Consider the following 15162-nt stretch of genomic DNA (forward strand, 5'->3'; position numbering starts at 1 on the left):
TGGGATGCTCCCCCGATGAGCATCGTGATCGACCGCGTCGCGGGCCCGACGCCGGGCCTCGCCGCCTTCCTCCTCGCGCACCACGCCGACATGGAGGGCACGGCGCCGCCCGAGAGCCGGCACGCCCTGCCCCTGGATGCGCTCCTCGCCCCCGGCATCCGCCTGTTCGCGGCCCGCGACGGCGACCTGCTGGTCGCGACCGGCGCCCTGGCCCCGATCGAGGAGCAGCACGAGGAGCTCAAGTCGATGCGCACCGACCCGGCCCGTCGCGGGGAGGGACTGGGACGCAGGGTCCTGCACGTCCTCCTCGACGACGCCCGGCGCCGCGGCATCCGTCGGGTCTCGCTCGAGACGGGCAGCGCGGAGTTCTTCCACCCCGCCCGCAGCCTCTACAGCCGAGCCGGTTTCCGCGCGTGCCCGCCGTTCGCCGACTACGCGCCCGACCCGCACAGCGTCTTCCTGACGATCGACCTCTCCGCGCCCTGACGCTCGGCACGGGATAATGGAGGGATGAGCGCAACGGACGAGGTCGATCGGATCGTCGGCGCGTGGAACGCGCAGCGACCCGACCTGGACTTCTCGCCCCTCGAGGTGCTCTCCCGCATGGATCGTCTCTCGCGTCATCTCGATCGCGCCCGTCGCGACGTGTTCCGGCGCAGCGACCTGGAGCCGTGGGAGTGGGACGTGCTCTCGGCGCTGCGGCGGGCCGGCACGCCGTTCCAGCTCTCCCCCAAGCAGCTGCTGCAGCAGACCCTGGTCTCCAGCGGCACCATGACGAACCGGATCGATCGGCTGGTCGGCCGCCGCTTCGTGCGGCGCGAGTCCGATCCCGACGACGGCCGCAGCATCCTCGTCACCCTCACGGACGACGGCCGGATGCGGGTGGATGCCGCGATCACCCGCCTCGTGGACGTCGAGGCCGATCTGCTCCAGGCGCTGTCGCGCGCCGACCGCGACCGGCTCGCCGGGCTGCTCCGCAAGCTCAGCCTCAGCTTCGACGCGTGAGGGCGCGCTGATGGGCATGCCCTCCCCTCTCCCCGTGCGCGACGGCGTGGGCGCGACGCGCCTGCACGTGCCGCTGCGGGGCCCCTGGCCGACCATCGCGGACTACATGGCGGAGCGCTTCTTCCACCTGGACCCGGAGCGGCTGCGGGTGCGCTTCGACCGCGGTGAGATCGTCGCGCGCGACGGACGACCGCTCCCCCGCGACACGCCGCTCGGCGCGGAGGAGTTCGTCTGGTACTACCGCGAGCCGCCGGTGGAGAAGGACATCCCGTTCGAGATCGAGATCCTGCACCAGGACGCCGACCTGGTCGTGGTCGACAAGCCGCACTTCCTGCCGACGACCCCGGGCGGCAAGTACCTGCAGAACTCGGCGCTCGTGCGGCTGCGCAACCTGCTCGGTGTTCCCGAGCTGACCCCCATCCACCGCCTCGACCGGGCGACCGCCGGGCTGCTGATGTTCTCGGTGCGGCCGCAGACGCGCGGCGCGTACCAGCTGCTGTTCGAGAACCGCGAGGTGCAGAAGGTCTACGAGGCCGTGTCGACGCGCCCCGCGGACTGGGACGATGCACGACCGGCGCTGGCGGGGCATCCGCTCCCCCTCGTCTACCGCAACCACATCGTGAAGCACCGCTCGCAGGTCTGCGTCCAGGTCGACGAGACCCGCGAGCCGAACGCCGAGACGCTCATCGAGCTGCTCGGCAGCGATGAGCGCGTGATCCACACCCTGCTGCGCCCGCACAGCGGCCGGATGCATCAGCTGCGCGTCCACCTGGCCGCCCTCGGCGCCGGCATCCTCCACGACGGGTTCTACCCCGTGCTGCTGCCGGAGGCGCCCGACGACTTCGCCCGTCCGCTCCAGCTGCTGGCGAGGGAGCTCCGCTTCACCGACCCGCTCTCGGGCGCGGAGCGCGTGTTCACCACACGGCGTCGCCTGCAGGAGGCTCCCGCCGCGGACTGACGCTCAGCGACGCATGATGCGCCGTGCGAGGCGCGTGCCGAGCATCTGCACGAGATGCACGAACACCACGATCAGGGCGATCGCCGCCCACATCACGATCGGCTCGAACTGGCGGAAGCCGTAGACCTGCGCGAAGGCGCCGAGACCGCCGCCGCCGATGAGTCCCGCCATGGCCGTCATGTCGATGAGGGCGACGACGATGAAGGTGTATCCGAGGATCAGCGGGCCGAGCGACTCGGGGATCGCGACGGTGAAGAGGATGCGCAGGGGCCCGGCACCCATCGCGCGCGCCGCCTCGATGACGCCCGGCGACACCGAGACCAGGTGCTGCTCGACGATGCGGCCGATCGCGAAGGCCGCAGCGATGCCGATGAGGAACGCTCCGGCGGTGGTGCCGATGCCCGTCCCCACCACGGCGCGCGCGAACGGCTGGGCGACGGCGACGAAGAGCACGAACGGGATCGGACGGAAGAAGTTCACGGCGAGGTTGGCCACGGCAGACACCGCGGCGTTCTGCATGAGGCCGCCGGGGCGCGAGACGTAGAGCACGACGCCGATGACGAGACCGAGGACGCCGCCCAGCACGAGGGCGAACGTGGTCATGTACAGCGTCTCGAGCGCCGCCGACCAGAATTCCGGTCCGAGTTCGATCAGACGGTCCATCAGAGGGCTTCCTCTCGGGCGATCTCGGTGACCTCGACGCGGTCCGCGATGGCGGCCAGGGCCCGATCGATCGCGGCGCTCTCGCCGCGGATCGCGAGCGTGAGATGGCCGAACGCCCGGCCGCGGATGTCGTTGATGCCGCCGTACACGAGCTCGAAGTCGAGCCCGGCGGCCGCGAGATCGAGGAACACCTGCGCCTGGGACGAGTCGCCGTCGCGGAACGAGAACGTCACGAGACGGCCGCGGTGGCGCTCGCGCAGCACCGACAGCTCCGACGGCGAGGGGATGCCCTTGACCACGGTGCCGACGAAGCGCTGGGACGCGGGGTTCTGCGGCGCGGAGAAGACGTCGAACACGTCGCCCTGCTCGATGACGCGCCCGTTCTCCATCACGGCGACCTTCGTCGCGAGCGTCTGGATCACATCCATCTCGTGCGTGATGACGACGATCGTGACGCCCTGCTCCTCGTTGACGCGCTTGAGCAGGTCGAGGACCTCGTGCGTCGTCTGCGGGTCGAGGGCGCTGGTCGCCTCGTCGGCGAGCAGGATCGCCGGCTTCGTGGCGAGCGCACGGGCGATGCCCACCCGCTGCTTCTGCCCGCCCGACAGCTGCTCGGGATAGGCCCGCGCTTTGTCGGCGAGGCCGACGAAGGAGAGCAGCTCGGCGACCCGCGCCTCGATGTCGGCCTTCGACCAGCCGGCGAGCTTCAGGGGGTAGGCGACGTTCGCCCGCACGGTGCGCGAGGAGAACAGGTTGAACTGCTGGAAGATCATGCCGATCCCGCCGCGCACGGTGCGCAGCGCGCTCTCCGGCAGCGAGGTGATGTCGACGCCGTCGACGTGGATCGACCCCGACGTGGCCGGCTCCAGGGCATTGATGAGGCGGACGAGCGTCGACTTGCCGGCCCCGGAGTATCCGATGATGCCGAAGACGTCGCCCTTCTCGATCGACAGGGTGACGTTGTCGACGGCGATGATCTCGCCGTCCCCCGCGGTGCGGGACGGATAGGCCTTGGACACGTCGGTCAGGCTCACGATCGGCATGGGGTCTCCGGTGGGGGTAATCGGCAGACGACGAATCGGGTGACGCACGAGGCGCCACCCGATTCTCTCGCATCAGGCGGGGCGGACAGCACCCCGCCTCGGCTCACTTGTTCGCTGCGGTGTCCTCCTGCACCTTCTTCAGCGACGCGACGAGGTCCTCGACCGGGGTCTGCAGAGCCACGGCGGTGTCGCCGGACGACTCGAGGAGTCCGGCCTGCACGTCTTCGTTCGTCTGGAAGATCTCGACGAGCTTGAGGTACGTCTCGTTGTCGGCATCCTCCGCGCGGGCCGCGAAGATGTTGACGTACGGCAGCGCGTTCGGGTCCTCGGGGTCGTCCTGGGCGATGGCGTCGTCGAACGTCAGGCCCGCGTCCTCGACGAAGTCGTTGTTGATGATCGCCGCCGCCACGTCCGGCAGCGAGGTGGGGATGAGCGCGGCCTCGAGCGCGGTGACCTCGACCTTGGACTTCTCGGTGTCGACGTCGGCGAGGTCGGAGAAGATCGTGCCGCCGCTCTTGAGCTCGACGAGGCCGGCCGACTGCAGCACGAGCAGGGCGCGCGCCTGGTTCGACGCGTCGTCCGGGACGGCCACGGTCTCGCCCTCGGGGATGTCGTCGACATCGTCGTACTTCTTCGAGTAGAGGCCGAGCGGGTAGATCGCGGTCGAGCCGACGGGCGTGAGGTCGGAGCCCGAGTCCTCGTTGTAGCCCGCGAGGTACACGATGTGCTGGAACTGGTTGAGGTCGATCTCGCCCTCGCTCAGCGCCGGGTTCGGCTGCTCGTAGGAGCCGAAGTCGACGAGCTCGACCGTGATGCCCTCCTCGGCGGCGGCGTCGACGAACGCCGGCCACTGCGGGTCGCCCTTGCCGATGACGCCGATCTTGACGACCTCGTTCCCGGAGTCGCCGGAGCCGGCGTCGGAGGATGCCGAGGCGCAGCCTGCGAGCGCGACGAAGAGCGGGACCGCGGCGAGCGCGGCGATGACGGAAGTAGTGCGACGAGACATGATTGTTCGGGTTCCTCTCTCAGGGACTCGAATACGTTAGGCAGGTGCGGAGCCGCACGCGGAATCGGCCCGTCACACAGCGTCACGCGCCGCGCCGGCCGCGCGTGTCGGACTCAGTCGAACTCCTCGATGCCCTGCAGGCGCACCTGCTCGAGATCGAGACGGGCGGCGATGCGTCGCACGACGATGTCGTCCACGGTCCCCGAGCGGCGCAGCCCGAGGAGCACCTCCCGCTTGCGCTCGAGGAGGGCGAGCTTCAGCCGCGTGTGCTCCTCGTGGCGCACCAGGGGCGAGCGCTGAAGCATGTCGACGTCGGTCGAGGTGGCGATCATCTGCAGGGTCGTGCCGGTCGCGGCATCCGGTGCTTCCCCGACGCCTCCGGTCGCGTCCCCGTCGTCCTCGCTCGTCCCGCCCGCGGTGCCCGCGGCCAGCGGATCGGGCTCGCCCAGGAGGTCGTCGAGCTCCCTGGCCTGCTCGTCGACGAGCGCCTGCTCGCGGGCCAGCGCCTTCGCGTTCGCGAGCTCCAGCATCTGGTAGCCCTCGGCCCGCACCCGGTCGCGGATCTCCTGACCCACGCCGTGCTCGACCGCGAGATCGTCGAGGGCCGCGAGCGCGGCGCCCGAGATCGCGCGCTCCGCGAGCTCGTACTCCTCCTGCTCGGCGTGGTCGACGGGCAGGCGCGCCCAGCGGGCGACCAGCGGCAGCAGCGGCCCCTGCACGAGCAGGCTGAGCAGGATGACGCCCGCGGTGACGAACACGATCTCATCACGTCCGGCCGGGCCCTCGGCCAACGAGGTGGGCACCGACAGGGCGATCGCCAGCGACACGGCCCCGCGCATGCCGGCCACGGTCGACACGACGCGTCCGCGGGCTCGGGTCCCGCGCGGTGGCCGCGGCCCGGGCTGCCGCTGGAACGGCACGGTCAGCAGCTGGAAGAGATACCGCACCACCACCAGCGTCGCCCACACCGCGACGGCGGTCAGGGCGAGCCAGCCGAACATCGCCGCCGAGATCTCGTGGGCGACGTACTGCACCTCCAGCCCGATGAGGATGAACAGCGCCCCGTTGAGCAGGAAGACGCCGAACGGCCACACGGCATCCGTCTGCCGGCGCGAGGATGCCGTGGTCAGACGAGGCGAGACGAACGAGATCACCAGACCGGCGACGACCACCGCCAGCACCCCGGAGGCGTGGATGATCTCGGCCAGCAGGAACGCGGTGAACGGGATCAGGAGCAGCGTGACGTTGAGGACGGAGGTGCGGTTCGACCCGCGCAGCAGCAGGGCGCCGAGGATCGCGACCACGGCCCCGGCGGCGATCCCGCCGAGGTAGGAGACGAGCACGGTCCAGGTCACCGACAGCGGCGTGATCTGGCCGCCCACGGCCAGCGACACCGCGATCGCGTACAGCACCAGCGCGGTGCCGTCGTTGGTCAGGCTCTCCGCCTTGAGCTTCATGAACATGCGCCGCGGCAGGAGGCGGCCGAGGGCGGCGACCGCGGTCGCGTCCGGCGGTGCCACGGCCGCACCGAGGATGAGCGCGATCTCCCACGGCATCCCGAAGAGCACCCCGATCCCGGCCACCGCGAACGCCGAGGCCACCACGAGCAGGGTGCTCATGGGCAGGATGTACCGGAAGTCCCGACGGATCGAGCGCAGCGACGTCGTCAGGCTCTCCCAGAACAGCATCACGGGCAGGAAGAGCAGCAGCACGGTCTCCGGCGGCAGCTGCACCTCGCGGAGCGCGGGGACGAAGCCCAGCAGCAGGCCGAACAGCACCAGCACCAGCGGCAGCGCCAGCCGCAGGCGCGGCGCGATCAGCGTTCCGACGAGGATCGTGAGTCCGAGCAGGACGGTGACCTCGAGTCCTTCCATATGCACCTCCGGATGCCGCGCGATCAGGGCGTGCGCGAGCGGCGGGCGTCAGGCCCCGCTCCGTTCACAGCGCGTCGCAAGGCCACGGTATTCCCGCGACGCGCGCTTCACCAGAGGACCGTCGGTCCCCCGCTTCCGCCGGGGTCAGCCGATCTCCTCGGTGAGCTCGAACCACCGGGTCTCGAGCTCCTCGACCTCGGCCTCCTGCGCGCTGATCCTCGTCATCTTCTCCCCGAGTCCGGCGTAGTCCGACTGGTCGTGCTCGGCGAGGGCCTGCTTGGCGGCATCCACCTGCTGCGTGAGCTTCTGGATGCGTCGCTCCAGCGCCGAGACCTCCTTCTGCGCGGCACGCAGAGCGGCGCCGTCCAGGTTCGACGGGGTCGCGGAGGAGGACGCGGATGCCGTCGGCGCGGCGCTGCCCGCGGACTGATCGCGCGCGGCATCCTGCTTCTCCCGCAGACGCAGGTACTCGTCGACCCCGCCCGGCAGGTGGCGCAGGCGACCGTCGAGGATCGCGAACTGCTGATCGGTCACGCGCTCGAGGAAGTACCGGTCGTGACTGACCACCAGGAGCGTCCCCGACCAGGAGTCCAGCAGGTCCTCGATCGCCGCGAGCATGTCGGTGTCCATGTCGTTGGTCGGCTCGTCGAGGATCAGCACGTTCGGCTGGTCCAGCAGCACGAGCAGCAGCTGCAGGCGCCGCTGCTGGCCGCCCGAGAGGTCCTTGACCGGGGTGGAGAGCTGCGCCGACGCGAACCCCAGGCGCTCGAGCAGCTGCCCGGGCGTGAGGTCCTGCGCCTTGGAGCCGCTGCCGAGCGTGTACGAGGTGCGCAGGCCCGAGACGACGACGCGCACGGGATCGTTCCAGTGCTGCTCGAGCTCGTCGAGGCGCTGCGTGAGCGTCTTCACCCGCACCGTCTTGCCGCGCTTCACGCGGCCGGCCGTGGGCTCGACGGTGCCGGAGATGAGCCCGAGGAGCGTCGACTTTCCCGCGCCGTTCACGCCGAGGATGCCGGTGCGCTCGCCCGGAGCGATCCGCCACTCGACGTCACGGAGCACCGTCTTCTCCCCGCCGTCCTCGGTCGGGTACGTGACGCCGACGTCGAGCAGGTCGACCACGTCCTTGCCGAGGCGCGAGACGGCGAGCGACTGGAGCGACACCTTGTCGCGGATCTCGGGGACGTCGGCGATGAGCTCGTTGGCCGCGTCGATGCGGAACTTCGGCTTCGCCGTGCGTGCGGGGGCGCCGCGGCGCAGCCACGCCAGCTCCTTGCGGGCGAGGTTCTGCCGCTTCGCCTCGGTCGCCGCCGCCATCCGGTCGCGCTCGACGCGCTGCAGGATGTACGCCGCGTACCCGCCCTCGAAGGGCTCGACGATGCGGTCGTGCACCTCCCACGTCTCGGTGCAGATCTCGTCGAGGAACCAGCGGTCGTGGGTCACGACCAGGAGGGCTCCGGCGTTCGCCGTCCACCGCTTCTTGAGGTGGCCGGCCAACCACGTGACCGCTTCGACGTCGAGATGGTTGGTGGGCTCGTCGAGCGCGATCACGTCCCACTCCCCCGCGAGGAGGCGGGCGAGCGAGACCCGGCGGCGCTGCCCGCCGCTGAGCGATCCGATGCGCGCCTCCCACGGCAGGTCGCGCAGCAGCCCCTCGATCACGTCGCGCGTGCGGGGGTCACCGGCCCACTCGTACTCGGGGGTGTCGCCGACCACGGCCTCGGCGATCGTGACGTCGTCGCCGAGTGTGTCGGCCTGCGAGAGCACGCCGATCGTCGTGCCGCCGCGCACCGTGACGCGGCCGGAGTTCGGCTCCTTGATGCCCGCCAGCATCCCGAGCAGGCTCGACTTGCCGTCGCCGTTGCGGCCGACGATGCCGATCCGATCGCCCTCCTCGATGCCGAGGGTCACGGAGTCGAAGACGACCCTGGTCGGATATTCGAGGTGCAGGGCCTCGGCCCCCAGAAGATGTGCCATGTCCCTTCCAGGGTAGTCGCGCTCGCTCCCCCGTCGCGTCGACCCCGCTGCGCGGCTTCCCGTCGCACGAGGGGCCGCTCTCCGCGCCGGTGACGACCGTTCGCGTGACCGGAACGCCGGACCCCGGAGCGCACAGCCCCGCCCTGGTTCCGGTCGCACGAGGGGTCGGTCTGCGGGCTGAGAGCGACCGTTCGCGCGACGGGAACAGTCGGATGCCGGGACGGATGCCGGGGCGGAGGCGCGCGGACGCGGAAGAGCCGCCCGGGTCGGGTGACCTGGGCGGCTCTCGTCAGCGTGCGGTGCGGACCGCAGATGACTTACTGGTAGGACTGGACGATCTCGAGCAGGCTCGGGACGTTCTTGTACGCCTCGGCGGCGTTCTCCTTGGTGACGATCAGCGGCTCGAGCAGGTACGAGTCGACGACCTTGGCGCCGTTGTCGTAGGACTCGGTGTCGTTGACGTCGACCTCCTCGCCCTTCTGGAGCTGGTCGACCATCTTGATGGCCTGCTCCACGAGGAGCGTGGTGTCCTTGTTGATCGTGGAGTACTGGATGCCCTCCATGATCGACTTGACGGACTCGACCTCGGAGTCCTGACCCGTGACGACCGGGACCGGCTTGCCGGCCTGCTGCACCGAGGTGATGATGGCGCGGGCGAGGGTGTCGTTCGGGGAGAGGACGCCGTCGAGGACGGTGTCGCCGCTGTACGAACCGGTCAGGAGGGTGTCCATGCGGTTCTGCGCGTTCTCGGCCAGCCAGCCCTCGGTCGCGGTCTGGGCGATCTCGGTCTGACCCGACACGACGTTCAGCGTGCCGTCGTCGATCGCCGGCTGGAGCACGTCCATGGCGCCGTCGAAGAAGACGGCGGAGTTCGCGTCGTCCGGGGAGCCGGAGAACAGCTCGATGTTGTACGGAGCCTCGTGTCCCGCACGCTCGGCGAGGCCGTCGAGCAGGGCCTGGCCCTGCAGCTGGCCGACCTTGAAGTTGTCGAACGCGACGTAGTAGTCGACGGCCTCGGTGTTCTCGATGAGACGGTCGTAGGCGATCACGTAGGCGCCGGCATCCTTCGCGGCCTGCACCTGCGTGGCCAGCTGCTTGCCGTCCTTCGCACCGATGATGATGACCTTGGCACCGTTGGTGACCATGGCCTGGATCTGGTTCTGCTGCTCGGCGACCGTGTTGCTGGCCGGCGCGTACTGCACGTCGGCCTTGTAGCCGGCCGACTCGAGGCCGTCGGTGAACAGCTTGCCGGCGAGGACCCAGTTCTCCGACGTCTTGTCGGGAAGGGCGACACCGATCGTGGAACCGGCCTCGAAACCGGACGAAGCCTCTTCGCCGGATCCGGTGCTCTCACCGCCGCGCTCCGATGAGCAGCCGGTGAGGGCGAAGGCGCCTGCGACGACAAGCGCTGTCGCCGAAACAAGGATCTTCTTCATGTGATCTCTTTCTCTGGTGTGTGAAGGTCTCATCGCGCGTGGGCCACGCGGTCAGACCCCTACTTTCCGCTCGTCTTGTCGACGGGTGGGGCTTGGTAGGTCTTGTTGGGCTCGAAGGTCTCGGTGCCGGGCTCGACCTGACGGCCGAAGCGGCGGGTCATGAACCCGATGATCGAGGGACGACCCTGCTGCTTGTTCCAGACGTCGATGCCGACCGCGAGCAGGAGCACGAGGCCCTTGATCATCGAGACGACGTCGGCGCCCTGGCCGAGCAGCGCGAGGCCGTTGTTGAGGAACGCCATCACGAGACCACCGATGATCGATCCGATCACGGTGCCGATGCCGCCGGCGACGGCCGCGCCGCCGATGAAGACGGAGGCGATCGCGTCGAGCTCCCAGCCGGTGCCGTCGTTCGGGCCGGAGGCCTGCGACCGGGCGACGAAGATCATGCCGGCGAGGGCGGCGAGCACGGACATGTTCATCATGACGAAGAAGTCGACCCAGCGGTCCTTGACTCCCGAGAGGCGCGCGGCCTGACGGTTGCCGCCGACGGCGTAGATGTGACGACCGAACACCGTCTTGCTCGTGACGAACGTGTAGATGATGACGAGGGCGAGCAGGATGAGGCCCGGGACCGGGAAGCTCGTGCCGGGGCGACCGGTCGCGAACATCCAGGCGGCGGCGAGCACGACGATCGACAGGAGCACCACCTTGGTGACGCTGACCCAGAGGGGGGCGCTGTCGGAGCCCATCTTGTGCTGGACGCGGCGGGTGCGGATCTCCCAGAAGACCAGCCACGCGACGGCGATGAGCGCGAGGATCATCGTGGGCACGTTGAACGGCAGCGGCAGACCGACTTCGGGGAGGTAGCCGGTGCCGATGATCTGAAAGCCCTTCGGGACCGGGATGGTCTGGGCGTCGCCGATGAACTGCTGGGCGCCGCGGAAGAACAGCATGCCCGCGAGGGTCACGATGAATGCCGGAACACCCACGTACGCCACCCAGAAGCCCTGCCACGCACCGACCGCGGCGCCGACGCCGAGGCCGAGCAGGATCGCGAGCGGCCAGGGGAGGTTCCACTCCGTCATCGACTTGGCGACGATGATGCCCGTGAACGCCGCCACCGAACCCACCGACAGGTCGATGTGACCCATGATGATGACCATCACCATGCCGATCGCGAGGATCAGGATGAAGGAGTACTGGTTGATGACGTTGATCAGGTTGCCGGAGGTCAGCGTCGCGCCGTTCGGGCCGTTGCGCAGCAGCGTCAGGATCTCGAAGAGGACGATGATGACGATGAGGCTGCCGAGGATTCCGAACTGACGCAGCGACGAGGTGCCGCCGCCGCCGAACATCTTGGTGATGTCCCGGAAGTGGAACCCGCTCTTCGCGGGTGTGGTGTCGGTGGTCATGCGGATGCTTTCTGGTTCGCGGAGGTCATGCTGCGCATGAGGGCTTCGGGGGTCGCCTGGTCGGTCGGGATGCAGTCGGTGACCCGACCTTCGAAGACGGTGTAGATGCGGTCGGAGATGCCCAGCAGCTCGGGGAGCTCGCTGGAGATGACGATGACGCCCTTGCCCTGCGCGGCGAGCTCGTTGATGATCGCGTAGATCTCGTACTTGGCGCCGACGTCGATGCCGCGGGTGGGCTCGTCGAGGATCAGCAGGTCGGGGTCGGTGAACATCCACTTGGCGAGGACGACCTTCTGCTGGTTGCCGCCCGAGAGCTTGCCGACGCCCTCCTCGACCGAGGGGGTCTTGATGCGCAGGGCCTTGCGGTACTGCTCGGCGACGGCGTACTCGGAGCGGTCGTCGACGACCCCGCGCTTCGCGATCTTCGACAGCTTCGCGGCGACGATGGAGCGCTTGATGGTGTCGAGCAGGTTGAGTCCGAGCACCTTGCGGTCCTCGCTGACGTACGCGAGCCCGTGCTTGATGGCGGCGGCGACGTCGGGGAGGGCGATCTCCTGGCCGTCCTTGACCATCGTGCCCGACAGGAACGTGCCGTAGGAGCGGCCGAACATGCTCATCGCGAACTCGGTGCGCCCGGCGCCCATGAGGCCCGCGATGCCGACGACCTCGCCGCGGCGGACGTTGAGGCTGGATCCCTTGACGACCATGCGCTCGGAGACGGTCGGATGCTGCACCCACCAGTCCTTGACCTCGAAGAAGACCTCTCCGATCTCGGGCGTGCGGTCGGGGTAGCGGCTCTCGAGCGAGCGGCCGACCATGCCGCGGATGATGCGGTCCTCGTTGATCTCGCCGCGCGAGATGTCGAGCGTCTCGACCGTGCGGCCGTCGCGGATGATCGTGATCTCGTCGGCGATCTGCTCGATCTCGTTGAGCTTGTGGCTGATCATGATCGACGCGATGCCCTTGGCCTTCAGGCCCAGGATCAGGTCGAGCAGGTGCTGTGAGTCGTTCTCGTTGAGGGCGGCGGTCGGCTCGTCCAGGATGAGGAGCTTGACCTCCTTGTTGAGCGCCTTGGCGATCTCGACGAGCTGCTGCTTGCCGACGCCGAGCGTCTTGACGGCCACGTCCGGGTCCTCGTTGAGGCCGACGCGCGCGAGCAGCTCGGTCGCACGGGCGGTCTGGGCCTGCCAGTCGATCGCGCCGAAGCGGCTGATCTCGTTGCCGAGGAAGATGTTCTCGGTGATCGACAGCTCGGGGATGAGCGCCAGCTCCTGGTGGATGATCGCGATGCCGGCCGCCTCGCTCGCGGCGATGTCGCGGTAGCGCTGCTCCTCGCCGTAGAGGAGGATCTCCCCCTCGTAGGTCCCGTGGGGGTACACCCCCGAGAGGACCTTCATGAGCGTCGACTTCCCGGCACCGTTCTCGCCGCAGATCGCGTGGATCTCTCCGGCCCGGACGGTGATCGAGACGTCGGCGAGAGCCTTGACACCCGGGAACTCCTTGGTGATGTTGCGCATCTCCAGGATGGGGCCAGACACGGTCGGCAACGTTGCTGTAGTGCTCACGGATCTTCCTCGCGACGTGCGGTCACCTTCGATGTGACCGTTCACATTGGTACATGTAACTCCCGAATGCCGAGGACTGTCAAGTCCGCCCCGGGTTTTCGTGTCGTTACCGTGATCTGTCCGCGACGTGGGCCCGGCTCGACTCGCGTTCGCGCACCGCGGTCTGCAGCGCACCGAAGTCGGGCGCCACCTCCCCGCGGATCTGCGCGAGCAGGATGCGCACCGCCCGTCGGCCGAGCTCCGGGAAGTCCTGGTGCACGGTCGTGAGCGTCGGCGCGACGTGCGCCGCCACCGGGACGTCGTCGAACCCGACCACGCTGATGTCGTCGGGCACGCGCACCCCGGCGTCGCGGAAGCCGTGCATGAGGCCGATCGCCATGAGGTCGTTCGCCGCGAAGACCGCCGTGAAGTCGCGTCGACGCGACAGCTCCTGCCCGGCGAAGTAGCCGAAGTCGGCCGTCCAGTCGCCGCGGATCGGCGGGAAGGTAGGCAGGTCCGCCTCGCGCAGCGCGTCCAGGTAGCCGCGCATGCGCGATTCCGCCTCGATCCAGTCCTGCGGCCCCGCCAGGTGCAGGATGTCGCTGTGCCCGAGCCGGATGAGGTGCTCGGTGGCCGCCCGCGCCCCGGCGACCTGGTCGGCCGACAGGCTCACGCCGTCCGAGCCGGAGGCGGTCTGCAGGGTCACGAACGGCAGATCGACCGACATGCCGCGCAGGACATGGAAGACCCGCACCTGCGGCGCCAGCACCACGATGCCGTCCACCTGCTCGCGCGCGAGCTGCCGAACGGCCGTGCCGATCGCCTCCGGAGTGGTGTCCGCGAGGTTCAGCGTCGTGACGGAGTAGCCCTCCTCGCGGGCGGCCTCCTCGATGCTCGCGATGGACGACGTCGGGCCGAACTCGCCGATGGTCGCCGACAGCACGCCGAGCACGTTCGACCGGCTCGTGACGAGGGCGCGCGCCGCGAGGTTCGGCCGGTAGTCCAGCACCGAGATCGCGTCGAGGACCTTCGCCTTCGTCTCGGGGCGGATGCTGGGGTGATCGTTGAGCACGCGTGACACCGTCTGGTGCGACACCCCGGCGAGGCGGGCGACGTCGCGGATGCTGGGCATACGGGCACGGTCGGAGGCGCTGGACATCACAGCCTCCTCGCATGTGCACGGTCACATCGTCACTTCATTATGACGCGCGGACACCCCGAGCGCACACTTCCTGCGCCGCCACGGCGACGGCGGGACGGCTCGGCGGACCTCGCCCTCGGGGGCGGGGAGCCGGCGTCGGCTCAGCCGACGATGCGCGCGCCGGGCACCGGCCCGTGCACGTGGAGCGCCTCGCGGCCCGCCTCGGAGAGCGTGCTCCGCACCGCCTCGGCGACGTCGGGATCGGCGCAGAGGAGCGCGACCGTCGGGCCGGACCCCGACACGACCCCGGCCAGAGCGCCGGCGCGGATGCCGTGACGCAGCGTCTCCTGCAGATCCGGCCGCCGGGACAGGGCGGCCGACTCCAGGTCGTTGTGGAGGCTCGCGGCGAGCTGGGTGGCGTCGCCGGAGCGGAGCGCCTGCAGCACCGGGATGGGCACGTCCAGCGAGAGGGCGGGATCGTCGGCGAGCGCTCCCTCCTCGTCGCGCAGACGGTCGAGTTCGGCGTACACGACGGGCGTCGAGAGGCCCTCGTCGCTCGTCACGAGCACCCAGTCGAACCGGCCGCGCGCCAGCGCCGGGTTCAGCTGGTCGCCGCGTCCCGTGCCGACCGCGGTGCCGCCGTGCAGGGCGAACGGCACATCGGCGCCGAGTCGCGCGGCGAGGTCGTGCAGTCGTGCCGGTGAGAACCCGGTGCCCCAGAGGGCGTCGCACGCGACGAGCGCCGCCGCGGCGTCGGCCGAGCCGCCTCCCATGCCGCCCGCCACGGGCACGCTCTTGCGGATCTCGAGCGCCACTCCCCCGTCGTATTCGGCCGCCGTGGCGAGGAGTTTCGCCGCCCGCATTGCGAGGTTGCGGTCGTCGAGCGGCACGGCATCCGCCTCCGCCGCCCCGCGGACGGTGACCGAGAAGTCGTCGGCCTGCCGGGCGACGACGTCCTCGTAGAGCGACACCGCCTGGAACACGGTCGCGAGGGCGTGGTAGCCGTCGTCGTGCCGCCCGCCGACCCCGAGGTAGACGTTGATCTTGCCCGGGGCGCGGACGTGCACCGACTCGTTCGATGCGGCGAAGCTCATCGGCGGTGG

Annotated in this window: 13 protein-coding genes; 3 read left to right on the plus strand and 10 right to left on the minus strand. The window is 69.8% G+C overall.

Going from position 1 to position 15162, the window contains the following annotated elements:
- Positions 1 to 15 precede the first annotated feature (15 nt).
- The 3 genes from AB3M82_RS13245 to AB3M82_RS13255 are packed head-to-tail and all read left to right on the plus strand — an operon-like array spanning position 16 to position 1963.
- Entirely contained in the window at positions 16 to 486 is a 471-nt protein-coding gene (locus AB3M82_RS13245; RefSeq protein ID WP_412958408.1) for a GNAT family N-acetyltransferase, read from the plus strand.
- Between the two features lie 24 nt (positions 487 to 510).
- Positions 511 to 1005 (plus strand): MarR family winged helix-turn-helix transcriptional regulator, encoded by a 495-nt coding sequence (locus AB3M82_RS13250; RefSeq protein ID WP_412958409.1) that lies wholly within the window; start codon positions 511 to 513, stop codon positions 1003 to 1005.
- A 16-nt stretch (positions 1006 to 1021) separates the two neighbouring features.
- Positions 1022 to 1963: a pseudouridine synthase gene (locus AB3M82_RS13255; protein ID WP_412958601.1), complete on the plus strand. Its 942-nt coding sequence runs from the start codon at positions 1022 to 1024 to the stop codon at positions 1961 to 1963.
- A 3-nt stretch (positions 1964 to 1966) separates the two neighbouring features.
- Here AB3M82_RS13255 and AB3M82_RS13260 read toward each other — a convergent pair whose 3' ends face one another.
- The 10 genes from AB3M82_RS13260 to AB3M82_RS13305 form a co-directional block, all read right to left on the minus strand.
- On the minus strand, positions 1967 to 2626 hold the full coding sequence (locus AB3M82_RS13260) for a methionine ABC transporter permease (RefSeq protein WP_412958410.1): 660 nt from the start codon (positions 2624 to 2626) through the stop codon (positions 1967 to 1969).
- The gene (locus tag AB3M82_RS13265; protein ID WP_412958411.1) at positions 2626 to 3669 is read right to left on the minus strand and encodes a methionine ABC transporter ATP-binding protein; all 1044 of its coding nucleotides are present in this window, start codon (positions 3667 to 3669) and stop codon (positions 2626 to 2628) included. Before AB3M82_RS13265 ends, AB3M82_RS13260 begins: the two co-directional genes overlap by 1 nt.
- Positions 3670 to 3772: 103 nt before the next feature.
- Positions 3773 to 4675 carry a MetQ/NlpA family ABC transporter substrate-binding protein gene (locus AB3M82_RS13270; RefSeq protein ID WP_412958412.1) on the minus strand — a complete coding sequence of 301 codons (903 nt, stop codon included), beginning with the start codon at positions 4673 to 4675 and terminating at the stop codon, positions 3773 to 3775.
- A gap of 113 nt (positions 4676 to 4788) precedes the next feature.
- Complete coding sequence (locus tag AB3M82_RS13275) at positions 4789 to 6549, minus strand: Na+/H+ antiporter (RefSeq protein ID WP_412958413.1); 1761 nt, start codon at positions 6547 to 6549, stop codon at positions 4789 to 4791.
- Between the two features lie 144 nt (positions 6550 to 6693).
- Entirely contained in the window at positions 6694 to 8523 is a 1830-nt protein-coding gene (locus tag AB3M82_RS13280) for an ABC-F family ATP-binding cassette domain-containing protein (RefSeq protein ID WP_412958415.1), read from the minus strand.
- Between the two features lie 317 nt (positions 8524 to 8840).
- Entirely contained in the window at positions 8841 to 9959 is a 1119-nt protein-coding gene (locus tag AB3M82_RS13285; protein WP_412958417.1) for a substrate-binding domain-containing protein, read from the minus strand.
- 59 nt (positions 9960 to 10018) lie between these two features.
- On the minus strand, positions 10019 to 11374 hold the full coding sequence (gene mmsB / locus AB3M82_RS13290) for a multiple monosaccharide ABC transporter permease (protein ID WP_412958419.1): 1356 nt from the start codon (positions 11372 to 11374) through the stop codon (positions 10019 to 10021).
- Complete coding sequence (mmsA, locus tag AB3M82_RS13295; RefSeq protein WP_412958420.1) at positions 11371 to 13113, minus strand: multiple monosaccharide ABC transporter ATP-binding protein; 1743 nt, start codon at positions 13111 to 13113, stop codon at positions 11371 to 11373. Before mmsA ends, mmsB begins: the two co-directional genes overlap by 4 nt.
- The gene (locus AB3M82_RS13300) at positions 13046 to 14077 is read right to left on the minus strand and encodes a LacI family DNA-binding transcriptional regulator (protein ID WP_412958421.1); all 1032 of its coding nucleotides are present in this window, start codon (positions 14075 to 14077) and stop codon (positions 13046 to 13048) included. Before AB3M82_RS13300 ends, mmsA begins: the two co-directional genes overlap by 68 nt.
- Positions 14078 to 14220: 143 nt before the next feature.
- A complete protein-coding gene (locus AB3M82_RS13305; protein WP_412958422.1) occupies positions 14221 to 15153 on the minus strand; it encodes a 4-(cytidine 5'-diphospho)-2-C-methyl-D-erythritol kinase in 933 nt (310 codons plus the stop codon).
- Positions 15154 to 15162 lie beyond the last annotated feature (9 nt).

This window comes from Microbacterium californiense (assembly GCF_047246625.1).
Lineage (GTDB): Bacteria > Actinomycetota > Actinomycetes > Actinomycetales > Microbacteriaceae > Microbacterium.